The sequence below is a fragment of the Pantoea sp. Sc1 genome (genome assembly GCF_000255315.1).
GTDB classification, from domain to species: domain Bacteria; phylum Pseudomonadota; class Gammaproteobacteria; order Enterobacterales; family Enterobacteriaceae; genus Pantoea; species Pantoea anthophila.
In genome coordinates, this window is the sequence record NZ_AJFP01000001.1 from 2,728,065 (window position 1) to 2,751,639 (window position 23,575).

Sequence of the window (23,575 nt, forward strand, 5' to 3'; positions counted from 1 at the left end):
GGGATGGGGTAAAACGTTCTCTGCGGCAGCTGCCGCAAAAGAGATTATGCCAGTGTCCACAGCGCAGGCCAGCAATCGCTAAGGGCCTCTGGCATGTTGAGGATGACGACGCTCTCTGCACCCTGCCATGCGGCGAAACGTTCGATCGCGCGCCGGATATCCACGACAAAGCGTGCCGTCACACGGGTCTTCTCTTCAAGCCAGATATTTTTAATTTCCAGCTGTTTAGCCTTACGCAGCATGCGGGCATCCAGCCGGCCTTTCAGCTGACCGCGATGGAGAATGGGCAGCACAAAATAGCCAAATTTCCGCTTTTCCGCCGGGGTATAGCACTCAATACGATAGTCAAAGCTGAACAGCTCCAGTACACGTTTGCGATCCCAGACCACCGGATCAAACGGCGACAACAGCGCGCTGTGCGTCGCCTGCAGCGGGGTCTCCAGTAACGGCAGCAGGTCCCGGTGAAGCCACATCGCCCCCAGCCCTTCCGTGTTGACGGCCACCAGTTCTCCGGCTGCCTGCGCCTCGGCGATAAACGCGTTCAGCGGTGCCCGTTTCAGACGGTAGTAGTCGGCCAGCCAGGCAGTGCGAAAGATACCCAGACTGCGGGCACTGTTCAGCAACATCTGGTGGATGGCTTCCGCTTCGCTGATGCCATGGATGGCATCCTGCCAGTCAGGCATCACGCGGCTGCGCAGGTCATAGACTCGCTGAAAATTGCGGCGTTCGGTAACCATCAGTTCACCGGCGCTGAAGAGATTTTCCAGATGGCGCTTATGCGGTTTCCATGCCCACCATCCCGATTTTAGGTTATCAGCATGGCTGAAGTCGGCGGCCCGTACCGGCCCCTTCTCCCTGATCTGCTGCAGGAGATCGGCTATTTCCTGCTGATGCTCAGCAACCCACTGCGCATTATATTTCCAGCCCAGCCGCTCCGGCGACAGCATACGATGACGCAGAAGCCGGTAATCAGCGCGGGGAATAAAGCAGGCCTCGTGCGCCCAGTATTCAAACAGCTCACCCTCAGCCAGCGCCTGTTCCAGCCAGCGCTGTGGAAAGTCACCAAGACGGCTGAAAAGCACCATATAGGGACTGCGGGCCACCACATGGATCGTATCAATCTGCAGCAGCGACATGCGGGAGATGCACGCGATCAGATCCTGATAGACCGCGCGCTTTGCGGGGGCGCGCAGCAGGCCCTGGGCGGCAAGATGAAGGTGACGGGCCTGCTGTAACGAAAGTGAATGCGTGGTGTTCATTCTTTTCCTTATCAGGCCTCACCTGAATGCGCATTGGGGGTTCAGGGCTTGCGGCGGCAGAGCTGTTCGATATCGTCCAGTAAGGGCGTCACGGCCTGGCCGGATAACCGGGCATCTACCGGCAGATACCACCACGACGGCTGAGCAAACGGACGGCATTTCACCGCGTCCTTTTCGGTCATCAGCAGTTGCTGGCCCGGCTGCAGTAAGCGGGTCAGCTCATCTTCGCTGTAGGCGTGATGATCGGCAAAGGCGACTTCTGCCAGCGGCGTCATACCCTGCTGCTTCAGCGTGTTGAAAAAGCGGGGCGGATGACCAATACCGGCCATCGCCACCACCGCCTCCAGCTGCTGCAACGGACAGGTTTCGCCGGTCAGCAGATTAGTGGCCAGGCCAGGCTGGAGATGCATGGCAATCTCGCCGGCCAGTGCATCGCCGCCGTTGATGATTACCGCATCAACCTGCTGCAGACGACTGGCACGTTCGCGCATCGGACCGGCGGGCAACCACCAGCCATTACCGAAGCGACGCAGGCCGTCCACCACCACAATTTCCCGGTCGCGCTGCAGAGCGTAATGCTGCAGGCCATCATCCGTGATAATGACATCCAGCGGGCCCTGCTGCAGTAACGCCTCAATTGCCTGTTGACGTCGGGGGGCGACCGCGACCGGTGCCCCGGTGCGCTGGGCAATCAGGACCGGTTCATCCCCGGCCTGATCGGTGCCGGTCTGGTTGGTCACCCGCAGAGGATAGTGATCCGCCTTGCCACCATATCCCCTGGAGACGACCCCCACACGCAGCCCACGCTGCTGCAGCGCCTCAACCAGCCAGATCACCACCGGCGTTTTTCCATTGCCGCCAGCGGTTAAGTTGCCCACCACCACAACCGGCAAGGGCGCACGCCAGCTTTTTCGCCAGCCCCGGCGGTAACTGAAACGTATCAGAGCCGTAATCGCCCCATACAGCAGGCTTAATGGCCAGAGCAGAAGCCACAGCGGTGAGCGACCACTCCAGATACGTTCAATCATTGGCCGAATTGCATCTTGTGCAGCTGGGAATAGGCACCGCGTTCAGCCAGCAGCACCTGATGCGTTCCGCGTTCAACGATCTGACCATCTTCAATCACCACAATCTCATCCGCTTTTTCAATCGTGGAGAGTCGATGCGCAATTACCAGCGAGGTGCGGTTCTTCTGCAACTCATCCAGGGCTGACTGAATCGCACGTTCGGACTCGGTATCCAGAGCTGAGGTCGCTTCATCGAGGATCAGAATCGGACAATCGCGCAGCAGGGCACGGGCGATGGCAATACGCTGACGCTGGCCGCCAGACAGCAGTACGCCATTCTCACCAATGACCGTATCCAGGCCTTTATCCATTTTATTGATAAAGTCCATGGCGTGCGCCATGGTCGCTGCCCGTTCAATCTCTTCACGGCTGTATTGCTCACTGCGCGCATAGGCGATGTTATTGGCAATCGTGTCGTTGAAGAGATGCACATTCTGCGACACCAGCGCCACCTGATTACGCAGCGAACGCAGGGTGTACTCACGCAGGTCAAAACCGTCCAACAGAATTTCACCCTGCTGGATGTCATAAAAGCGGGTCAGCAGGCTCGCCATCGTGGACTTACCGGAACCGGAACGGCCCACCAGCGCGACCGTTTTTCCGGCGGGCAGCGACAGATTGATATTGCGCAGTGCCGGGACTTCACGGCCCGGATAGGTAAAGGTCACGTCGCGGAACTCAATATCGCCTTTGGCGCGGGTAATTTCGCGGGTGCCATTGTCCACTTCCTGTTCACTGTCCAGAATGGAGAACAGGGTCTGACAGGCTGCCATGCCGCGCTGGAACTGGGCATTGACGTTGGTCAGAGACTTAAGCGGGCGCATCAGAGCAATCATCGAAGAGAAGACCACGGTGATGGTGCCAGCGGTCAGGGTATCCATGACGCTCGGGAAACTGGCGGCGTAAAGGACAAAAGCCAGGGCCAGAGAGGCGATCAGCTGAATCACCGGATCGGAAATAGAGGAGGCTGAGACCAGCTTCATTCCCTGCTGACGCATACGGTTACTGACGCGGTTAAAGCGCTCTGACTCAATTTCCTGACCGCCAAAAATCAGTACCTCTTTATGTCCTTTCAGCATCTGCTCGGCGCTGGTGGTCACCTGCCCCATGGTGTTCTGCATACTTTTGCTGATTGAACGGAAGCGCTTAGAAACGGTGCGGATGGCAAAGGAGACGATAGGTGCCAGCACGATCAGGATTAACGACAGCTGCCAGCTGTAGTAGAACATCATGATAAACAGGCCAATAATCGATGCCCCTTCACGCACCACGGTGACCAGCGCACCGGAAGAGGAGGAGGCGACCTGTTCAGAGTCATAAGTGATACGCGACAGCAGGGTGCCGGTCGACTGCTGGTCAAAAAACGAAACCGGCATGCCCATCATATGGCTGAACAGGCGACGGCGAATATTCATCACGACATTGCCGGAGACCCAGGAGATGCAGTAGCTGGAGATATAGCTGGTTACGCCACGTACCAGCATCAGGCCGATCACCACCAACGGCATCCACAGCATCACTGACCGGTCGGCTTTACCAAAACCATCATCCAGTAACGGTTTCAACAGGGAGAGCATTAAGGCGTCGCCCGCAGCATTAATAATCAGGGCGACAGAGGCCACAATTAATCCCGCTTTATTTGGCGCGATCATCGGCCAGAGTCGGCGGAACGTCTGCCACGTAGAGAGATCTTTATCTTGATGCATTATTTATTCACGCTGTTGGAAATAGCCGGCCATTCTACCTGGAATCACGTTTGACGCCAAACCACTGATGATACCAACGGGGCATTAATTGATCCCGCAGGCTGAAAACCTGCACGCTGCCCTGCTCTATCCTGATGCTGATTTGCCCTGACTGCCCGGTATCCAGCCAGTGAAAACCGGCGGCGTGATAGGCTTCCACGACCCGTTTTGCAGGCATACGCCATGCATTGTAGCGCGCCAGAGAGGCGATGGCGGTGTGGCCTGCCGCTTTGCGCAGCAGCAGTGAAGTGGACGAAGTGCGACTGCCGTGGTGCGGCACCTGCAGGATATCGACCTTCAATCCCTCCTTTTCCAGGGCCACCAGCTGACGCTCCGCCCTGGCTTCAATATCGCCGGTTAACATCAGCCGCACCTGACCATCATCAACAATCATCACGCAGGAGTCGTTGTTTCCACCGGGTAAAGGGGCCGTCAGCGGCCAGATGACCCGAAAAGTGAGCTGTCGCCAGCGCCACTGCGTGCCACGCACACAGGGTAAGTGCGTCCTGTCCGCCAGCGCACTTCTGATTTCCGCTGCGGGCCAGCGCTTTTTGATCGCATCCAGCCCGCCGGTATGATCAAGATGTTTATGGCTGAGGATCACCTGCTTCAGGCGCAGCTGCCTGCGCTCCAGCCACGGAATAATCACCCGACTGCCTGCATTATCGTTCTGCCAGCGTGGCCCGGTGTCATAGATCACCGCCTCGTCGCCCTGGCTGATCACCAGGCTCAATCCGTGTCCGATATCCAGCATATCGATACGCCAGCCCCGTTCCTGATTGGGCTGGCGACTGAGTATCATCGCCAGGGCGATCGCGCTGCTGCTCACAGGAAAAGCGAAAAAGAGCTGCGCGCGCCAGAGGATCAGGCCGCCCCAGACCATGACCGTAAACCAGGTTGTGCCACTCAGTGGATACCAGCCCGTCGGCAGCTGCTTCAGGCAGTAAAACAGCGCTCGCAGGGAAAGATCGGCCGCGCTCCAGAAGAAGCCGGAGAGCTGTGTGACCGGCAACAGCATAGCGAGCGTCATCAGGGGCATGGTAAGGAATGAGACGACCGGAATCGCGACGAAATTTGCCATCAGGGCCGTCAGGCTGATGCCGTTAAAAATCGCCACCTGCAGCGGTACCATTAAAATCATCATGCCCGCCTGAAGATGCAGCAGCTGAAGCGGCAGCCAGCGTCGTTGATGCCGAAGCGCGGCAGGCAAGGGAAACCAGTGATACCAGACCAGCAGCATGCCGACAGCCAGTACCGAGAGCCAGAAACTGTCAGAGAGTACGGTTAAGGGTTCTGCCACCAGCAGCAGTGCAATACAGAATGTCCAGACCTGCCAGCTGTTCAGCTGAATACCGGCAGTCCGGGTTATTCCCCATAGCGTCAGGGCAAGCAATGAACGCTCTGCGGGCGGCTGCGCGCCTGAAAGCCAGGTATAGAGTGCGGCGAACAGCCAGCTCACGATGAGAGGAAAAAGATAGCCGACACAGCGGGCTGGCAAAAAGAACTGCACGCCGCGCGCAATCAGCCAGCCGGTGCTGGCCGCTAAGGCGATGTGCATACCGGAGATCGCCATCAGGTGCGCAGTGCCCGTCTCCCGCAGAAGCTGACGCGTCTGCTGGCTCAGCTCATCACGAACGCCAAACGCCAGCGCTTCCAGCGTCGCCCGTGAAGCGAGGCCGCGGGTGCTCTCCCGATGCCCCAGAATAAACCGCCAGCGCGCGTCACAGCGCTCATCAATTGCGACCTGCTTCAGGATCCGACCCTGTAGCGGCGTATTGTTAGCGAGTGCGAAACGCTGGGCATCAAAATCGCCTTCGTTGAGACGGGCATGGACCGGTCGCAGACGCAGTTGCATCGTCCAGCGCTGTCCGGGACAGTAGAGCGCTGAATCAGCATCGAAATAGATCCAGGCGAAGCGCGGCGGAAATATCCTCCTGCCCTCTTCTTCCAGCAGGCGAACCTGAATTTGCCTGCGCGCCTGGCGGAGTTCAGCGATCTGAATCGTGTAGCTCCTGGTACGTGCAGAGAAATGTTCAATGTCCCGCACCATCAGACGGGCGTCGTTGCACGCCCAGCTCAGAAGCAGCAGCGTGATACCGATCAGACGAACGGGCTGATAAGGAGAATGCAGCAGCGCCAGACCGGTAAGAAGGAACGTCAGTATCATCTGCCCTGAAGGCAGCCGGGCCATCAGCAGTAGCGGCAGTGTGGCCACAATCGTCAGTCGCGCCAGAACAGTCCATGTCAGCATAATCATATCCATCGGGTCAGTTCGGTAAGTCTGCACCCATCAGGAGAAAGTAACAGGGAATAATTGCGCTGGCCCGAGCGGGCTCGCAAAGAACTTGCGATGGATAGCGTCAGATGAGAACAGCATGGATAGCCGATCGCAGACAGGATAGCGGGCAAAAAAAACGACATCCGGAGATGTCGTTTATCGGGTTCGGTATCGGCTTAGCCGTAAATATTTGCGCGATCGCGCAGCTCTTTACCTGGCTTAAAGTGGGGAACGTATTTACCTTCCAGATCCACTTTGTCACCCGTTTTCGGGTTACGCCCGGTGCGCGGAGCGCGATAGTGCAAAGAAAAGCTGCCGAATCCCCGGATTTCGATGCGCTCACCCTGTGCCAGCGTCGTGGCCATGTGCTCGAGCATCTCTTTTACTGCATCCTCAACGACTTTCGCCGGTATATGAGTATGCTGTCCCGCCAGTCTTTCAATCAGTTCTGACTTGGTCATGTAACCTCCGGTTTATCCCTTAGGGAAAGTATGACAGCTTTTACCGAAACCGGGTGGTTGCCCACCCGGTGCTTCAGGTCGATTACTCGCCTTTAGCCGCTTTGAACGCTTCAGCCATCGCGTTAGAGAAGTTGCCTTCTTCCTGTTTGGTGTTAACAGTGTTGATAGCTTCTTTCTCATCAGCCTGGTCTTTCGCACGGACAGACAGGCTTACGACACGGTTTTTACGATCAACGCCGGTGAACTTAGCTTCAACGTCGTCGCCAACGTTCAGAACCAGAGTGGCGTCTTCAATGCGGTCCAGTGAAGCTTCAGAAGCGCGCAGGTAACCCTCAACGCCGTCTGCTAATTCAACTGTAGCACCTTTAGCATCAACTGCAGTCACTTTACCGGTGACGATCGCACCTTTCTTGTTCAGAGTGATGTAGTTGTTGAACGGATCTTCTGCCAGCTGTTTAACGCCCAGAGAGATACGCTCGCGCTCTGCATCAACCTGCAGTACAACGGCAGCGATTTCGTCGCCTTTTTTGTACTCACGAACGGCTTCTTCGCCAGTCGCGTTCCAGGAGATGTCAGACAGGTGAACCAGACCGTCGATGCCGCCGTCCAGGCCGATGAAGATACCGAAGTCAGTGATTGACTTGATTTTACCTTCAACACGATCGCCTTTGTTGTGCGTCTCAGCGAACAGCTGCCATGGGTTAGATTTACACTGCTTCAGACCCAGGGAGATACGACGACGCTCTTCGTCGATGTCCAGAACCATAACTTCAACCACATCGCCTACGTTAACAACTTTAGACGGATGGATGTTTTTGTTGGTCCAGTCCATTTCAGAAACGTGTACCAGACCTTCAACGCCTTCTTCGATTTCCACGAAGCAGCCGTAGTCAGTCAGGTTGGTCACACGACCGGTCAGGCGGGTGCCTTCCGGATAGCGTTTAGCGATAGCAACCCATGGATCTTCGCCCAGCTGCTTCAGACCCAGAGAAACACGGGTACGCTCGCGGTCGAACTTCAGCACCTTAACGGTGATTTCGTCGCCAACGTTAACGATTTCGCTTGGATGCTTAACGCGCTTCCACGCCATATCAGTGATGTGCAGCAGGCCGTCAACGCCGCCCAGATCAACGAATGCACCGTAGTCAGTGAGGTTCTTAACGATACCTTTAACTTCCATGCCTTCCTGCAGGTTTTCCAGCAGCTGATCGCGCTCTGCGCTGTTTTCAGATTCGATAACGGCACGACGTGAAACCACGACGTTGTTGCGTTTCTGATCCAGCTTGATTACTTTGAACTCAAGCTCTTTGCCTTCCAGGTGCAGCGTATCGCGCACCGGACGCACATCAACCAGTGAACCTGGCAGGAACGCACGGATACCGTTCAGCTCAACTGTGAAGCCGCCTTTAACTTTGCCGTTGATAACACCGGTAACAGTTTCAGCGTCTTCGTAAGCTTTCTCCAGCGTGATCCATGCTTCATGGCGCTTAGCTTTCTCACGGGACAGCAGGGTTTCACCGAAGCCGTCTTCCACTGCATCCAGAGCAACATCAACTTCGTCGCCAACCTGGATTTCCAGTTCGCCGGCTGCGTTCTTGAACTGCTCTGCAGGGATTGCAGATTCAGATTTCAGACCCGCATCAACCAGAACGACATCTTTGTCGATAGAAACGACGATGCCACGAACGATAGAACCCGGGCGGGTTTCGATTGTTTTTAAGGATTCTTCAAATAGTTGAGCAAAAGATTCAGTCATATTGATAATCTTCAGGATTCTTCAATTTAACGTCCATCTGACTTCATGTCGGATGGGGTTGTTTCACATGCCCTGCACCGGATCCGTGGTACAGGGTTATTAATTCAGTTAAGCCGGGATGCCCAGCTTTTCGCGGGCATAGTGTAGCGCTTTTTCAATGACCTGGTCGATAGACATCTCAGTCGAGTCTAATACCAGTGCATCGCCAGCGGCGACCAGAGGCGCAATTGCGCGGTTACGATCGCGGTCGTCGCGCTCTTTTATCTCGGCTAAAAGGCGGTCAAAGTTAACATTAAAGCCCTTTTCCTGCAACTGTAGCATACGGCGCCGGGCGCGCTCTTCCGGGCCGGCATCCAGGAAAATTTTCACTGGCGCATCCGGGAAAACCACGGTGCCCATGTCCCGGCCATCCGCAATCAGACCCGGCATCTCGCGGAAACCACGCTGGCGGCGCAATAGTGCTTCGCGCACCCGGGGAAAGGCAGCGACACGGGAAGCGGTGTTGCTCACCTCCTGCGTACGGATCTCGCCGGTGACATCCTCCCCTTCCAGTATGACCTGCATTTCACCCTTTTGAGAGACAAAGCGCACATCAAGGTGTGCAGCAATCGGCACTAACGCCTCTTCCGAATCGATATCCACCTGATGATGCAATGCGGCTAACGCCAGCACGCGATAAATAGCACCGGAGTCCAGCAGATGCCACTGCAGCGATTCTGCCATGGCTTTGCACAGGGTTCCTTTCCCCGCGCCACTTGGCCCATCGATAGTTATGACCGGGGCAGTTACTGTCATTATTCCCTCCTGTTGCTGCGTGCTTCATGGCCTGAAGGCCACCCTTTATGGTTAGCATTATACGCTGCATAGCCGTGCTTGGTTACCCTTTCGCACTGAGCGGCTGGGAAAATTTAGTCAAATAAGAGGATATCCGGGCGATTAAAGCCAGATTAAATCAGGGAAAATCCGGTGCGGGAACGCACCGGAGAAGGTCTGTCAGGCGCGCTGGCTGATTTTCTCAAGCTGCACAAAATAGTCCGGGAAGGTTTTTGCCGTACAGCCTGGATCAAGAATGGTGACCGGCGTATCAGAGAGCGCCACCAGAGAAAAACACATTGCCATGCGGTGATCGTTATAGGTGCCAATATCCGCATGAATCAGTGTCGCTGGCGGCGTGATGCGGATGTAGTCATGGCCCTCTTCGACCTCTGCGCCCACTTTACGCAGTTCAGTGGCCATCGCGCTCAGCCGGTCGGTCTCTTTTACCCGCCAGTTATAAATATTACGTAACTGCGTTGTCCCTTCTGCAAACAGTGCCGTGGTCGCAATGGTCATCGCCGCGTCCGGGATATGGTTCATATCCATGTCGATCGCCTGCAGTTTTCCGGCGGTGCAGGCAATATAGTCATCGCCCCACTCAATGCTCGCGCCCATCTTTTCCAGCACGTCAGCAAAACGGATGTCACCCTGCACGCTCTTACGTCCGATCCCGGTGACCCGAACCGTTCCGCCTTTGATCGCGGCGGCGGCCAGGAAATAGGAGGCGGAAGAGGCGTCGCCTTCGACCAAGTAATCCCCTGGCGACTGATACTGCTGCGCACCTTTGATCAGGAAGCGTTGATAGTTCTGATTTTCAACGTCGACGCCAAAGCACTGCATCAGATTGAGCGTGATGTCGATGTAGGGTTTCGATACCAGATCGCCTTTAATGGTGATGCAGGTGTCCTGCTGAGCCAGCGGCGCAGTCATCAGCAGTGCCGTCAGGAACTGACTGGAGACGCTGCCATCCACACTGACGTCACCGCCGGTAAACCCCCCGCGTAAACGCAGCGGCGGATAGTGTTCGTTTTCCAGATACTCAATGGCCGCTCCACCCTGACGAAGCGCATCCACCAGATGGCCGATTGGGCGCTCTTTCATGCGTGGTTCGCCGGTCAGTTCGACATCGTGCTGACCTAGGCAAAGTGCTGCTGCCAGCGGGCGCATTGCGGTTCCGGCATTCCCCAGAAACAGTGACAGTGGTTGTGTGGCGTGCAGCGGGCCGCCATTCCCCGTCACTTCACACACGGTGCGATCGTCTGAAAGGGTATAGCTGACGCCCAGTGCGGTCAGCGCATTCAGCATGTGCTTTACATCATCGCTGTCGAGTAAATTGGTGAGTCGGGTGGTGCCTTTTGCCAGTGCAGCCAGCAGCAGTGCACGATTGGAAACGCTCTTGGAGCCAGGCAGATTTACCGTGCCGTCGACGCGCGCAATCGGTTGGAGAGTCAGGGAGTCCTGCATGTGAAACGAAATCCTCAAAAAATACAGAGACCTCGTCGCAGGACGAGGTCTGGCATCAGCATCAGCGCTGATATCTTATCGGTTAGCCGTGACGGCGTTCAAAATCGACCATGAAATCAGTCAGGGCCTTAACACCTTCCAGCGGCATCGCATTATAAATAGAGGCGCGCATACCACCTACTACACGATGTCCTTTAAGCGCATGTAATCCATTCTTAAATGACTCTTCCAGGAACAGCGCATCCAGTGAGGCATCGGCCAGCTGGAAAGGAATGTTCATCCGCGAGCGGTTTTCTGTCGCCACATCATTGCGATAGAAGTCGCTGCCATCAATCACACCGTAAAGCAGGTCAGATTTTGCCTGATTGATGCGATCAATTTCAGCTACACCGCCTTTCTCTTTCAGCCATTTAAACACCAGACCCGAAAGGTACCAGGCAAAAGTCGGTGGCGTGTTAAACATGGAATCGTTATCGGCCAGAACTTTGTAATCAAGGATAGAGGGAACAGAGCTGTGTGCCTGACCCAGCAGATCTTCGCGTACGATGACCAGCGTCAAACCAGCCGGGCCCACATTCTTCTGCGCGCCGGCATAAATCACACCGTAACGGCTGACATCAATCGGACGTGAAAGAATGGTAGAGGAGAAGTCAGCGACCACGGTCTTGCTGCCAAAATCGGGCTGTTCATCAATAGCGATGCCGTCAATGGTCTCATTCGGACAGTAGTGCAGGTAAGCGGACGCTTCGCTGACGGCCCATTCGCGCATCGGCAGAATGGCACGTTTACCGTCACGGGTTGTTTTGACATCCAGCGTACGCGGGGAGCAATACTTTTCCGCCTCTTTAATGGCACTGTGCGCCCAGTAACCGCCATCAACATAGTCGGCCGTTGTCGCGGACCCCAGCAGATTGCCCGGCACGGCAGCGAACTGCGCACGTGCGCCCCCATGACAGAATAAAACTTTGTAACCGGCCGGGATTTTTAGCAGATCACGGAAGTCCTGTTCGGCTTCCTCAGCCACCTGAATAAACTCTTTACTGCGGTGACTGATCTCCATTACAGAGGTACCCAGACCGCGCCAGTTCGTCAGTTCCTGTTCTGCACGACGGAGCACTTCTACCGGTAGCATCGCCGGGCCAGAGCTAAAATTATAAACCTGCGTCATTTCCCCTCACCACTGTCATATCGAACGGTTATGAATAATCATCCGGTTTTATCACTGCATTCTGATAGCTGCAATCATAAATCAGGAGGCGGTCACATTTTCTGACTCTGCCGCGCCGGATGTTATGTTACCAATGCAAACCTGCACGAAATTTTGTGAGGCGCCGTTCAGCACGATAAAAGTGCGTCTGGCCGGTAAAGCGAAGTAATGGAAAACTACGGCGGTAAATTTATCCCGCCCTGATAGCGGTCTTCAGGCAAAATCCGTATCATGGCGCGCTTTACGCACCCTATGACAACTGAGAGAGCGGCACTATGACGCAAACATTTATCCCGGGCAAAGATGCCGCACTGGAAGACTCCATTGCGCGTTTCCAGAATAAGCTGCAGGATCTTGGCTTTAATATTGAAGAAGCTTCCTGGCTGAATCCTGTTCCCCATGTCTGGTCTGTGCATATTCGCGACCGCGATTGCCCGCTCTGTTTTACCAACGGCAAAGGCGCCAGTAAAAAAGCGGCGCTGGCCTCTGCGCTGGGCGAATATTTTGAGCGTCTCTCAACGAACTATTTCTTTGCTGACTTCTGGCTTGGAAAAAAGATCGCGAACGGCGATTTTGTTCACTATCCCAATGAAAAATGGTTTGCTGTCCCTGAGGATGAATCCTTACCTGAAGGGATTCTGGACCCGCGTCTGCGCGCCTTTTACGATCCAGACCAGGCGCTGACGGCGTCCGGATTAATCGATCTGCAGTCCGGTAATGCTGAACGGGGCATCTGTGCCCTGCCGTTTACCCGCCAGTCCGACCAGCAAACCGTTTATATCCCGATGAATATCATTGGTAACCTCTATGTCTCTAACGGCATGTCGGCGGGTAACACGGCCAATGAAGCACGTGTTCAGGGGCTATCTGAGGTGTTTGAGCGCTACATCAAAAACCGCATTATTGCTGAAGCTATCAGCCTGCCTGCGATACCGGATGAGGTGATGCAGCGCTACCCTGACGTGATCGAAGCGATTGCCCGTCTTGAAGCGGAAGGTTTCCCGATTTTCGCCTACGACGCCTCACTGGGCGGTAAATATCCGGTGATTTGCGTGGTGCTGTTTAACCCGGCCAACGGCACCTGTTTTGCTTCCTTTGGGGCGCATCCCGATTTTGGCGTTGCGCTGGAGCGTACCGTCACCGAGCTGCTGCAGGGCCGGAGCCTGAAAGATCTGGATGTGTTTACCCCACCGACGTTCGACGATGAAGAAGTCGCCGAGCACGCCAACCTTGAAACCCATTTCATTGATTCAAGCGGCCTGATCTCCTGGGATCTGTTTAAAGAGACGGCGGATTATCCCTTTGTGGACTGGTCCTTCGCAGGCAGTACTGAAGAGGAGTTTGCCACACTGATGGCGATCTTTGCTTCAGAAGATCAGGAAGTCTATATCGCTGACTATGAGCATCTGGGTGTCTACGCCTGTCGCATCATCGTGCCTGGCATGTCTGATATCTATCCGGCAGAAGACCTCTTCCTGGCAAATAACAGCATGGGAGCGGGCATACGTGAAACCCTGCTGGCACTGCCTGACAGCAACTGGAATCCGGAAGAGTATCTCGATTTAATCGGGCAACTGGATGACGAAGGTTTCGATGACTTTACCCGCGTCCGGGAGCTGCTGGGTCTGGCCACCGGTAAAGATAACGGCTGGTCGACGCTGCGTATCGGTGAATTAAAGGCGATGCTGGCTCTGGCGGGTGGCGATCTGGAGCAGGCTCTGATCTGGACAGAGTGGACAATGGAATTTAACAGCTCTGTCTTTACGCCAGAGCGGGCAAATTACTACCGCTGCCTGCAGACCCTGCTGCTATTAGCGATGGAAGATGAGCGTGACCCGCTGCAATACCATCATGCCTTCACGCGGATGTATGGTGAAAGCGCAGTGGAAGCCGCCTCGGCCGCCATCAGCGGTGAACAGCCGTTTAACGGACTTCAGGCGGTTGATGATGAGCTGCTGGCATTCCCGGCTCATCAGTCTCTGCTTGCGGCTTACGAAAAACTGCAAACGGCCAAACGCCACTACTGGAAAAACGCGTAATTCCTGACGCGTCAGCGGGTCGATAGTCGATCCGGCATGGCACTGCATTTACCGGGTGCCATGCTATTTTCTTTTCATGAAACATTAGCTGCATTAAATCCCTTTCCCGCAACATCCCATTGTTTTGTTTAACATGCGGATGACCAATCAACTACAAATGCCATTCCGGACAGGCAATCACAGACCGGACATTAAAATAATCCTGCATATTTTAAAAAATATTTAATGCAATAAATTCAATAAATTACAACAAAATCATTCAGTTTTCCTGTGACAAAACGGTTACCGTTCTGGCAAACATGATCCACATCAATTACTTGCTACTACTCCTTTGTTACTATTTTTTCAGACAACTTCTGGAGTAAGTTAGTGTGAAAACTGACAACCCTTTTAATCTATTACTTCCGGCCGCCATGGCAAAAGTTGCTGAAGATGCCGGAATTTATAAAGCCACCAAACACCCCTTTACCACTTTCTTTCTGGCGTTAACCGCTGGCGTATTTATCTCAATCGCATTCGTTTTTTATATCACAGCCACCACCGGCAGCGGCACCATGCCCTATGGCATAGCCAAACTGATTGGGGGTATCTGCTTCTCACTCGGCCTGATGCTGGTCGTCGTGTGTGGTGCCGATCTCTTCACATCGACGGTCCTCATCGTTGTGGCCAAAGCCAGTGGACGTATCAGCTGGGGCCAGCTGGCCCGTAACTGGATCAACGTTTATGTCGGTAACCTGGGCGGTGCCCTCTTCTTTGTCGCCCTGATGTGGTTTGCCGGACAACATATGGTTGCCAACGGTGCCTGGGGATTAAATGTGCTGCAGACCGCCGATCACAAAATGCACCACACCTTTATTGAAGCAGTCTGCCTGGGCACATTGGCTAATCTGCTGGTCTGCCTCGCGGTCTGGATGAGTTATTCCGGCCGTAGCCTGACCGATAAGCTGGTGGTGATGATTCTGCCCGTTTCGATGTTTGTAGCCAGTGGTTTCGAACACAGTATCGCCAACATGTTTCTGATCCCCTATGCCATTACTATCCGCGACTTTGCGACACCCGAGTTCTGGCAGGCGGCAGGGGCGACAGCAGCACAGTTTCACTCACTGACCGTCACTCACTTTATTCTCGACAACCTGATTCCCGTAACCCTGGGTAACATTATTGGCGGCGGCGTTCTGGTGGGTCTGACTTACTGGGTGATCTATCTCCGTAAAGGTGACCCGGTACACTAAACGTATTTTTGATGGCACAGCCCATCCGCTGTGCCTGACCGTAACAGTCTCTTCATCTAAGGCAGGTATAGTATGACCGAACTTAATGCAAAACTGGCCACAGCATGGGAAGGATTTGCTGAAGGCGAATGGCAGAATAGCGTCAACGTGCGCGATTTCATTCAGAAGAACTACACCCCTTATGAAGGTGATGAGTCATTCCTGGCGGGTGCAACTGAAGCCACTACCAAATTGTGGGAAAGCGTGCTGGAAGGGATCAAAATTGAGAACCGCACCCACGCGCCTGTCGACTTTGACACCGATCTTGCTTCAACCATCACCTCACATGACGCTGGCTACATCATCAAGCCACTGGAAAAAATCGTAGGTCTGCAGACTGAAGCCCCTCTGAAGCGCGCCATTATTCCTTACGGCGGCATCAAAATGGTGGAAGGCTCATGCAAAGTTTATGGCCGTGAGCTTGATCCTTCACTGAAAAAAATCTTTACCGAATACCGTAAAACCCACAACCAGGGTGTGTTCGACGTCTATACACCCGACATCCTGCGCTGCCGTAAATCCGGTATTCTGACCGGTCTGCCGGACGCGTATGGTCGCGGACGTATCATCGGTGACTACCGTCGTGTCGCGCTCTACGGCATCGATTTCCTGATGGCGGATAAATTCGCACAGTTCACCTCACTGCAGAACGATCTGGAGAATGGCGTAAATCTCGAAGCAACGATTCGTCTGCGTGAAGAGATTTCCGATCAGCACCGTGCGCTGGCGCAGATCAAAGAGATGGCGGCAAAATATGGCCACGACATTTCCGGCCCGGCCACCAATGCTGCCGAAGCGGTACAGTGGACCTACTACGGCTATCTGGCCGCCGTGAAATCACAGAATGGTGCTGCGATGTCCTTTGGTCGCGTATCCACCTTCCTGGATGTCTACATTGAGCGTGACCTTAAAGCCGGTAAGCTGACAGAAGAACAGGCCCAGGAGCTGATCGACCATCTGGTGATGAAACTGCGCATGGTCCGCTTCCTGCGTACACCTGAATATGATGAGCTGTTCTCAGGCGACCCAATCTGGGCCACTGAATCCCTGGCCGGTATGGGCGTTGATGGCCGTACGCTGGTCTCAAAAAGCACGTTCCGCTTCCTGAACACCCTCTATACCATGGGCCCGTCACCCGAGCCGAACATGACCATTCTGTGGTCAGAGAAACTGCCGATTAACTTTAAGAAATTTGCCGCTAAGGTCTCTATCGACACCTCATCCCTGCAGTATGAGAACGATGACCTGATGCGTCCGGATTTCAACAATGATGACTACGCCATTGCCTGCTGCGTCAGCCCGATGATTGTCGGCAAACAAATGCAGTTCTTTGGCGCGCGAGCCAACCTGGCGAAAACACTGCTCTATGCAATCAACGGCGGTGTTGATGAAAAACTGAAAATGCAGGTGGGCCCGAAAGGCGACAAAATCAGCGACGACGTGCTGAATTTCGACACCGTCATGGAGCGTATGGATCACTTCATGGACTGGCTGGCAAAACAGTATGTGACCTCGCTGAACATCATTCACTACATGCATGACAAGTACAGCTACGAAGCGGCACTGATGGCCTTACACGACCGGGACGTCTATCGCACCATGGCGTGCGGTATTGCGGGACTCTCTGTAGCGGCGGATTCACTTTCCGCGATTAAATATGCCAAAGTGAAACCTATCCGTGATGAAGACGGCCTGGCAATTGACTTCGATATCGAAGGTGAATATCCGCAGTTCGGTAACAACGATCCGCGGGTGGATGACCTGGCCTGCGATCTGGTTGAACGCTTCATGAAGAAAATCCAGAAGCTGACCACCTATCGCAATGCCGTGCCGACTCAGTCTGTACTGACCATTACGTCAAACGTGGTATATGGTAAGAAAACCGGTAACACTCCGGATGGACGCCGCGCTGGTGCACCGTTCGGACCAGGTGCTAACCCGATGCACGGTCGCGACCAGAAAGGTGCGGTAGCGTCACTAACCTCCGTTGCGAAACTGCCGTTTGCCTATGCGAAAGATGGTATCTCGTACACCTTCTCCATCGTGCCGAACGCGCTGGGTAAAGATGATAACGTGCGGAAAACCAACCTTGCCGGTCTGATGGATGGTTACTTCCATCATGAAGCCAGCATCGAAGGCGGTCAGCATCTTAACGTCAACGTGATGAACCGTGAAATGCTGCTGGACGCGATGGAGCATCCTGAGAAGTATCCACAGCTGACCATCCGCGTTTCCGGTTATGCTGTTCGCTTTAACTCGCTGACTAAAGAGCAGCAGCAGGATGTGATTACCCGTACCTTTACTCAGTCACTGTAATCACCGCCCTACCCGCTTAAAAAGGCTCCTCGCGGAGCCTTTTATTTAAAAGTCTGTTCTGGTGGTCGTCTCTGTGAAGGTGTCCACCAGAATCGATTTCCTGCCCTGAGCGCAACAGAGATTGCGCCGTCTGTTACGGCAGACTCACTGGAGAAAACATCGCAATGTCAGTTAACGGTCGTATCCACTCATTTGAATCCTGCGGCACCGTCGATGGTCCCGGCATCCGCTTCATTACCTTCTTCCAGGGCTGCCTGATGCGCTGCCTTTACTGTCACAATCGAGATACCTGGGATACCCATGGTGGCAAAGAGATCAGCGTCGAAGCCCTGATGGCGGATGTGCTCTCCTATCGCCATTTCATGAACGCCTCTGGCGGTGGCGTCACCGCATCCGGAGGCGAAGCCATTCTTCAGGCTGAGTTTGTGCGCGACTGGTTTCGTGCCTGCAAGGCGGAAGGCATTCATACCTGTCTCGACACCAACGGTTTTGTCCGCCGTTATGATCCGGTGATCGATGAACTGCTCGACGTGACCGATCTGGTGATGCTCGACCTCAAGCAGATGAATGACGATATCCACCAGATTCTGGTGGGCGTGTCGAATCATCGCACGCTGGACTTTGCCCGCTACCTGCAGAAAAAAGGCAAACGCACCTGGATTCGTTTTGTCGTGGTGCCTGGTTATTCCGACGATGATGATACTGCGCACCGGCTGGGTGAATTCACTCGCGACATGGAGAATGTTGAGAAGATTGAACTGCTGCCTTACCACGAACTGGGTAAGCACAAATGGATTGCGATGGGAGAAGAGTACAAGCTGGATGGCGTGAAGCCGCCGAAGAAAGAGACAATGGAGCGGGTAAAAAATATTCTTGCCAGCTACGGACACGAAGTCATGTACTGAACCATTTAATGCCAGAAAAGGGAGCCAGTGGCTCCCTTTTTGTTATTCCGCGATCAGGCATGCGCCACTGGCGTGGCATGATGATTCGCTTTACGCAGCAGCATTACCAGATAGATCAGCGCCACCGTCGCAATCATGATAAACAGTGAGCGATCAGAGTAATTCTGCATCAGAACGGAGGTCATCGCCGGTCCCGCCAGACTGCCGACGGTATAACTCAGTAGCAGCGCCTGATTCATGGCAACCAGCTCATGGTGTGACACCGTCTCACAGGCCCAGGACATCGCCACCGGATAGAGCGTAAAGCCCGCAAGGCCGAGCACAAACAGCGACGGTGCCATTGCGGCATTGGCCAGCATCGCCATCGCCCCCAGGATAACCACAAAGACCTGCACCCGCAGCACCAGCATGCGACCAAAGCGGTCAGCCAGACGACCGATGGGCCACTGCCCCACAATCCCGGCACTGACCAGTAACGCCATCCAGTAGCCCACGTGAGCATCACTCATTCCCTGATGCGACAGGTAAAGCGGCATCAGACCGTAAAGTGACCCTAAGACGATACCGGAGATGATGCAGCCATTGATGCCAAGGCGCGAACTGCGGCGACGAAGCATAGGCCAGATGCGGGCCGGTACGGGCTCCGCCGCTTCAGCGCTGGCGGAGACGCGGGTAAAGACCAGCGGCAGTACCGCGCAGAACACCAGCGACGTGACCCAGGGGATCACACTCAGCAACTCTGTTGAGAGTCTGCTGACCAGCAACTGACCGGCCACCGTGCCCAGGTAGTAGACGATCATATAGGCTGCCAGAAGCTGGCCGCGGTTACGCACCGTTCCGCTGCAGAGTAACGCACTCTCTACCACCACCCACATCAGCGCACAGCCCACGCCCGCAATAAAGCGCAGCGAACTCCATGCCCAGAAGCCTTCCAGAGTCGCAAGGCAAAGCGTGGCGACAGCAAAAAGTCCGGTTGCCAGGTAATAGCTGCGATTAAACCCGTAGTGTCTGATCAACCAGCCAGCCAGCAGCGTGCCTGCGAGATTACCGGTGTAATAAGAGGAGCTTACGATGCCCACCTGCCAGGTTGTCAGTAAGTCATGGGTCAGCCACAGTGGAACCAGCGTATTCAGTACGGCGATGGCTACGGTCATTAACATCAGGCCGCAAAGCAGCAAAATCACAGGGCGTGACCAGGTTGACATAGGGGATCGAAACCAGAACAGATAAAGGAAATTGCGCGCAGTTTGCCACTGGCTTTTTTAAAGTCAATGGGTGCCATTTATCAGCAGCACATTTTGCTGCTCAACCATTTAATTTACTAATCTTCAGTGGGTTACAATCCGACAGGGCATCAGGACCTCAAATGCTATCTCTATGAAAATACAGATTTTTGAGCATTACGGCCCATCTGCTGTCGATAACGTTTATTTGTGATTCATTTGACGATAATCAGGCAGGGTAGTTAAAACTGCGGGCATAAAAAAACCCGGCTGACGCCGGGTTTAGTCCGTCAGGCTTGCTCAGCCAATGATCTCAGCGCCATTCATATACGGGCGTAAAACCTCAGGCACAACAATGCGGCCATCTTCCTGCTGATAGTTTTCCAGCACCGCAACCAGGGTACGGCCTACAGCCAGCCCCGAGCCGTTCAGGGTATGAACCAGCCGTGGTTTCTTATCCTGTTTATTGCGGCAACGGGCCTGCATACGACGCGCCTGGAAATCGCCCATGTTCGAACAGGAGGAGATTTCACGATAAGTGTTCTGAGCCGGTAACCACACTTCGAGATCGTAGGTTTTGGTCGATCCAAAGCCCATGTCGCCAGTGCAGAGTAAAACCTTACGATAAGGCAGGTTCAGCAACTGCAACACTTTCTCGGCGTGCCCTGTCAGCTCTTCCAGCGCATCCATCGACTGCTCCGGGCTGACAATCTGAACCATTTCCACTTTATCGAACTGGTGCATACGGATCAGACCGCGGGTATCACGGCCGTACGAACCCGCTTCAGAACGGAAACACGGCGTATGCGCGGTCAGTTTGACCGGCAGGCTCTCCTCTTCGAGAATTTCGTCACGCGCCAGGTTAGTCAGCGGCACTTCTGCAGTCGGAATCAAGGCATAGTGGCTGCTGTCTGACTCCTCTTCCAGCGGGCGGGTGTGGAACAGATCTTCGCCAAATTTCGGCAGCTGTCCGGTACCGTAAAGCGTTTCGTGGTTAACCAGATAAGGCACATAGGTTTCCAGGTAGCCATGCTGCTCAGTGTGCAGGTCAATCATAAACTGACTCAGCGCACGGTGCAGGCGGGCAATCTGTCCCTGCATCACGACAAAGCGCGAACCGGTCAGTTTTACGGCGGCCGCAAAATCCAGACCTTTGGCTGCTTCACCCAGCTCAACGTGATCTTTAACCTGGAAATCAAACTGACGCGGGGTTCCCCAGCGACTGACTTCCTGGTTTTCGCTGTCATCTTTACCCAGCGGCACTTCGTCTGCCGGAATGTTCGGCAATGCCAGCGCAAAGTCACGGATTTGATTCTGCAGTTCATCCAGTTCTGCTTTTGCGGCATCCAGGCGTTCGCCCAGCGCGTTCACTTCCTGACGCAGCGGCTCGATATCTTCCCCACGGGCTTTGGCCTGACCGATGGATTTGGATCGGGAGTTACGCTCTGCCTGCAAATTCTCTGTTTCTACCTGCAGGACCTTGCGACGCTCTTCCAGCGAACGCAGCGTTTCCACATCCAGTTTATATCCCCGGCGTGCCAGTTTTTCTGCGACTGCGTCTGGCTCGTTACGCAGCAGATTGGGATCGAGCATGCTTATCCTGTGTTTAAAAAGTTGGTTGAAAGAAGGGACGCACTCCGGCGGAATGCGTTGAAAACATTGCCCACATTACCGTAACGTCTGTTTCAGCGGTAGCGTTTTGTCGGGCTATTTTGATCCTGTTCAGCCAGCCAGCTTAGCTTTTCGCCAATCTTGCCCTCAAGCCCGCGCTGGGTTGGACGGTAATAGCGCGCGTCAGCCAGTTCCGGCGGGAAATAGACTTCACCTGCGGCATAAGCGTTGGTTTCATCGTGGGCGTAGCGATACTCTTTGCCGAGCCCCATCTCTTTCATCAGCTTCGTTGGCGCGTTGCGCAGATGTTCCGGCACATCAAAATCCGGATGGTCACGGGCATCCCGCATGGCGGCCTTGAAGGCGGTATAAACGGCATTACTCTTCGGTGCGCAGGCCAGATAAACAATCGCCTGTGCAATGGCGCGCTCCCCTTCTGCCGGGCCTACGCGTGTGAAACAGTCCCACGCGGCAATAGCGACCTGCATCCCGCGCGGATCGGCATTGCCGACATCCTCAGAGGCGATAGCCAGTAACCGGCGCGCCACATAGAGCGGATCGCCCCCGGCGGTGATGATACGTGCATACCAGTAGAGCGCCGCATCAGGCGCAGAGCCACGCACGGATTTGTGCAGCGCCGAAATCAGATCGTAAAAGCGGTCACCTTTGTTGTCGAAACGCGCCGAACGCTCGCCAGACACTTCATTAAGCAACTGAGGCGTGAGTTCCCGCTGGCCGGATGCGGTGGTTTCGGCCATATCGGCCATCATCTCCAGCGTGTTTAGTGCCCGACGCGCATCGCCATTTACCAGCTCAGCGATCATTCTGCGCGTGTTGTCCGGCAGGACAATATCTGTATCGCCGTAGCCGCGCGCCTTGTCCTGCATCGCCTGATCCAGCACCTGCTCGATATCTTCCAGCGCCAGGGATTTCAGCAGATAGACGCGGGCGCGTGACAGCAATGCCGAGTTGAGTTCAAAAGAGGGGTTTTCTGTGGTGGCACCAATAAAAGTAATGGTGCCATCTTCGATGTGGGGTAAAAAAGCATCCTGCTGGCTTTTGTTGAACCGGTGCACCTCGTCCACAAACAGGATCGTCCGCCGCCCGGCCTGCTTATTCTGCCTGGCACGCTCAATGGCCTCCCGGATCTCTTTAACCCCGGAGGTCACGGCTGAGATACGTTCCACATCGGCATTGCCATAGTGCGCAATGATTTCAGCCAGCGTGGTCTTGCCGGTCCCGGGGGGCCCCCAGAGGATCATGGAGTGCAGGTGCCCTGCCTCAATGGCACGCGGCAGCGGTTTACCGGCACCCAGCAGATGTTGCTGACCAATGTACTGTTTCAACGTTTCTGGCCGCATACGCGCGGCCAGAGGTTTGAAATTTTCGGTGGAAAAATCCAGGGACAGGTTACTCACCGTGACCTCACTGACGTTGGTCATCCACCGTCACGCCTTTTGGCGGTGTGAACGTGAATTTGTCCGGGCTGATTGCACCATTTTGCTGACTTTTCAGCTGATAATCGCTGCGCTGCCCATCCTGTTCGACTGCGCTGAAGCGATTGATGGTTCCGCCAGGCGTTACCTGAATCGTAAACTGTTTCAGATTGCCGTCACTGCTTTTCGGCGTCAGTTCGAAATTGTCGCCCTGCTGTTTGATGTTGTACTGCTTCCAGTCATTGGACTGGTTGCGGGCAATCAGCATAAACGGCGTGTTGCTCGTCGCATTCTGCAGCAGGCTGACCGTCGCCTGTTCAACAAACGGGTTGTAGAACCACAGCGATTTGCCGTCAGAGATGATGATGCTTTCGTCCGGGGCGGTCATATGCCAGTTAAACAGGCTGGGACGCTTGACCCACAGCTCGCCTTCACCATCCTGCACGCTGGCGCCACTGCTGTCCGTGACTTTTTGTGTGAAGCTGGCGTGGAAGCTGCTGACCTTATTCAGGCGCTGTTGCAGATCACTGGACGCATCAGCCAGCACGCTGGCTGAAGCAAAGGTGGCCAACAGGCCCAGAGCGATTACGCGTAATTTCATCTGCTTCAATTCCTTATTTAAACGTTCCCATCGATGACTGCTTTAAGCCTGATCGCCGTTCCGCCATCAGGATAGAGGAAAAAACCGAAAGCTGATTCAGATATGGGGGATAAACCGCAT

Annotated in this window: 17 protein-coding genes; 4 read left to right on the plus strand and 13 right to left on the minus strand. The window is 54.6% G+C overall.

All coding sequences use genetic code 11. The features are described 5' to 3' along the window. Window positions 1–44: 44 nt before the first annotated feature. The 9 genes from S7A_RS12655 to serC form a co-directional block, all read right to left on the minus strand. Window positions 45–1,259, minus strand: a complete 1,215-nt coding sequence (locus S7A_RS12655; RefSeq protein ID WP_009091103.1) for a winged helix-turn-helix domain-containing protein — start codon at window positions 1,257–1,259, stop codon at window positions 45–47. Between the two features lie 41 nt (window positions 1,260–1,300). Then, window positions 1,301–2,287, minus strand: a complete 987-nt coding sequence (lpxK, locus tag S7A_RS12660; RefSeq protein ID WP_009091105.1) for a tetraacyldisaccharide 4'-kinase — start codon at window positions 2,285–2,287, stop codon at window positions 1,301–1,303. Beyond that, window positions 2,284–4,032 (minus strand): lipid A ABC transporter ATP-binding protein/permease MsbA, encoded by a 1,749-nt coding sequence (gene msbA, locus S7A_RS12665; protein ID WP_009091107.1) that lies wholly within the window; start codon window positions 4,030–4,032, stop codon window positions 2,284–2,286. Before msbA ends, lpxK begins: the two co-directional genes overlap by 4 nt. Window positions 4,033–4,066: 34 nt before the next feature. Beyond that, window positions 4,067–6,322: a DNA internalization-related competence protein ComEC/Rec2 gene (locus S7A_RS12670; RefSeq protein WP_033736579.1), complete on the minus strand. Its 2,256-nt coding sequence runs from the start codon at window positions 6,320–6,322 to the stop codon at window positions 4,067–4,069. A gap of 203 nt (window positions 6,323–6,525) precedes the next feature. Further along, window positions 6,526–6,810 carry an integration host factor subunit beta gene (gene ihfB / locus S7A_RS12675; protein ID WP_003849360.1) on the minus strand — a complete coding sequence of 95 codons (285 nt, stop codon included), beginning with the start codon at window positions 6,808–6,810 and terminating at the stop codon, window positions 6,526–6,528. A gap of 82 nt (window positions 6,811–6,892) precedes the next feature. Next, a complete protein-coding gene (gene rpsA, locus S7A_RS12680; protein ID WP_009091109.1) occupies window positions 6,893–8,566 on the minus strand; it encodes a 30S ribosomal protein S1 in 1,674 nt (557 codons plus the stop codon). Window positions 8,567–8,674: 108 nt separating this feature from the next. Further along, entirely contained in the window at window positions 8,675–9,361 is a 687-nt protein-coding gene (gene cmk / locus S7A_RS12685; RefSeq protein ID WP_009091111.1) for a (d)CMP kinase, read from the minus strand. 198 nt (window positions 9,362–9,559) lie between these two features. After that, window positions 9,560–10,846 carry a 3-phosphoshikimate 1-carboxyvinyltransferase gene (aroA, locus tag S7A_RS12690; protein WP_009091112.1) on the minus strand — a complete coding sequence of 429 codons (1,287 nt, stop codon included), beginning with the start codon at window positions 10,844–10,846 and terminating at the stop codon, window positions 9,560–9,562. Between the two features lie 82 nt (window positions 10,847–10,928). Then, window positions 10,929–12,014: a 3-phosphoserine/phosphohydroxythreonine transaminase gene (serC, locus tag S7A_RS12695; protein ID WP_009091114.1), complete on the minus strand. Its 1,086-nt coding sequence runs from the start codon at window positions 12,012–12,014 to the stop codon at window positions 10,929–10,931. A 314-nt stretch (window positions 12,015–12,328) separates the two neighbouring features. On the opposite strand from serC, the gene ycaO reads away from it, so the two are divergent. The 4 genes from ycaO to pflA all read left to right on the plus strand — a co-directional run bounded on the left by ycaO (window position 12,329) and on the right by pflA (window position 18,584). After that, window positions 12,329–14,092, plus strand: a complete 1,764-nt coding sequence (ycaO, locus tag S7A_RS12700) for a 30S ribosomal protein S12 methylthiotransferase accessory factor YcaO (RefSeq protein WP_009091116.1) — start codon at window positions 12,329–12,331, stop codon at window positions 14,090–14,092. Between the two features lie 371 nt (window positions 14,093–14,463). Then, window positions 14,464–15,324 carry a formate transporter FocA gene (gene focA / locus S7A_RS12705; RefSeq protein WP_009091118.1) on the plus strand — a complete coding sequence of 287 codons (861 nt, stop codon included), beginning with the start codon at window positions 14,464–14,466 and terminating at the stop codon, window positions 15,322–15,324. A gap of 72 nt (window positions 15,325–15,396) precedes the next feature. Beyond that, complete coding sequence (pflB, locus tag S7A_RS12710) at window positions 15,397–17,679, plus strand: formate C-acetyltransferase (RefSeq protein ID WP_009091120.1); 2,283 nt, start codon at window positions 15,397–15,399, stop codon at window positions 17,677–17,679. A gap of 164 nt (window positions 17,680–17,843) precedes the next feature. After that, window positions 17,844–18,584 carry a pyruvate formate lyase 1-activating protein gene (gene pflA, locus S7A_RS12715; RefSeq protein ID WP_009091122.1) on the plus strand — a complete coding sequence of 247 codons (741 nt, stop codon included), beginning with the start codon at window positions 17,844–17,846 and terminating at the stop codon, window positions 18,582–18,584. Between the two features lie 53 nt (window positions 18,585–18,637). On the opposite strand, the gene S7A_RS12720 is transcribed toward pflA, so the two are convergent. The 4 genes from S7A_RS12720 to lolA form a co-directional block, all read right to left on the minus strand. Next, the gene (locus S7A_RS12720; RefSeq protein WP_009091124.1) at window positions 18,638–19,789 is read right to left on the minus strand and encodes an MFS transporter; all 1,152 of its coding nucleotides are present in this window, start codon (window positions 19,787–19,789) and stop codon (window positions 18,638–18,640) included. Window positions 19,790–20,107: 318 nt separating this feature from the next. After that, a complete protein-coding gene (serS, locus tag S7A_RS12725; RefSeq protein ID WP_009091126.1) occupies window positions 20,108–21,400 on the minus strand; it encodes a serine--tRNA ligase in 1,293 nt (430 codons plus the stop codon). Window positions 21,401–21,492: 92 nt separating this feature from the next. Continuing rightward, the gene (locus S7A_RS12730) at window positions 21,493–22,836 is read right to left on the minus strand and encodes a replication-associated recombination protein A (protein WP_009091128.1); all 1,344 of its coding nucleotides are present in this window, start codon (window positions 22,834–22,836) and stop codon (window positions 21,493–21,495) included. Window positions 22,837–22,843: 7 nt separating this feature from the next. Further along, window positions 22,844–23,455, minus strand: coding sequence for an outer membrane lipoprotein chaperone LolA (gene lolA / locus S7A_RS12735; protein ID WP_009091130.1), 612 nt, complete (start codon window positions 23,453–23,455; stop codon window positions 22,844–22,846). Window positions 23,456–23,575: the final 120 nt, after the last annotated feature.

Coding starts and splice junctions, on each gene's coding strand:
- S7A_RS12655 (WP_009091103.1), bottom strand. CDS start 1,259: ATGAACACCACGCATTCACTTTCGTTACAGCAGGCCCGTCACCTTCAT.
- lpxK (WP_009091105.1), bottom strand. CDS start 2,287: ATGATTGAACGTATCTGGAGTGGTCGCTCACCGCTGTGGCTTCTGCTC.
- msbA (WP_009091107.1), bottom strand. CDS start 4,032: ATGCATCAAGATAAAGATCTCTCTACGTGGCAGACGTTCCGCCGACTC.
- S7A_RS12670 (WP_033736579.1), bottom strand. CDS start 6,322: ATGCTGACATGGACTGTTCTGGCGCGACTGACGATTGTGGCCACACTG.
- ihfB (WP_003849360.1), bottom strand. CDS start 6,810: ATGACCAAGTCAGAACTGATTGAAAGACTGGCGGGACAGCATACTCAT.
- rpsA (WP_009091109.1), bottom strand. CDS start 8,566: ATGACTGAATCTTTTGCTCAACTATTTGAAGAATCCTTAAAAACAATC.
- cmk (WP_009091111.1), bottom strand. CDS start 9,361: ATGACAGTAACTGCCCCGGTCATAACTATCGATGGGCCAAGTGGCGCG.
- aroA (WP_009091112.1), bottom strand. CDS start 10,846: ATGCAGGACTCCCTGACTCTCCAACCGATTGCGCGCGTCGACGGCACG.
- serC (WP_009091114.1), bottom strand. CDS start 12,014: ATGACGCAGGTTTATAATTTTAGCTCTGGCCCGGCGATGCTACCGGTA.
- ycaO (WP_009091116.1), top strand. CDS start 12,329: ATGACGCAAACATTTATCCCGGGCAAAGATGCCGCACTGGAAGACTCC.
- pflB (WP_009091120.1), top strand. CDS start 15,397: ATGACCGAACTTAATGCAAAACTGGCCACAGCATGGGAAGGATTTGCT.
- pflA (WP_009091122.1), top strand. CDS start 17,844: ATGTCAGTTAACGGTCGTATCCACTCATTTGAATCCTGCGGCACCGTC.
- S7A_RS12720 (WP_009091124.1), bottom strand. CDS start 19,789: ATGTCAACCTGGTCACGCCCTGTGATTTTGCTGCTTTGCGGCCTGATG.
- serS (WP_009091126.1), bottom strand. CDS start 21,400: ATGCTCGATCCCAATCTGCTGCGTAACGAGCCAGACGCAGTCGCAGAA.
- lolA (WP_009091130.1), bottom strand. CDS start 23,455: ATGAAATTACGCGTAATCGCTCTGGGCCTGTTGGCCACCTTTGCTTCA.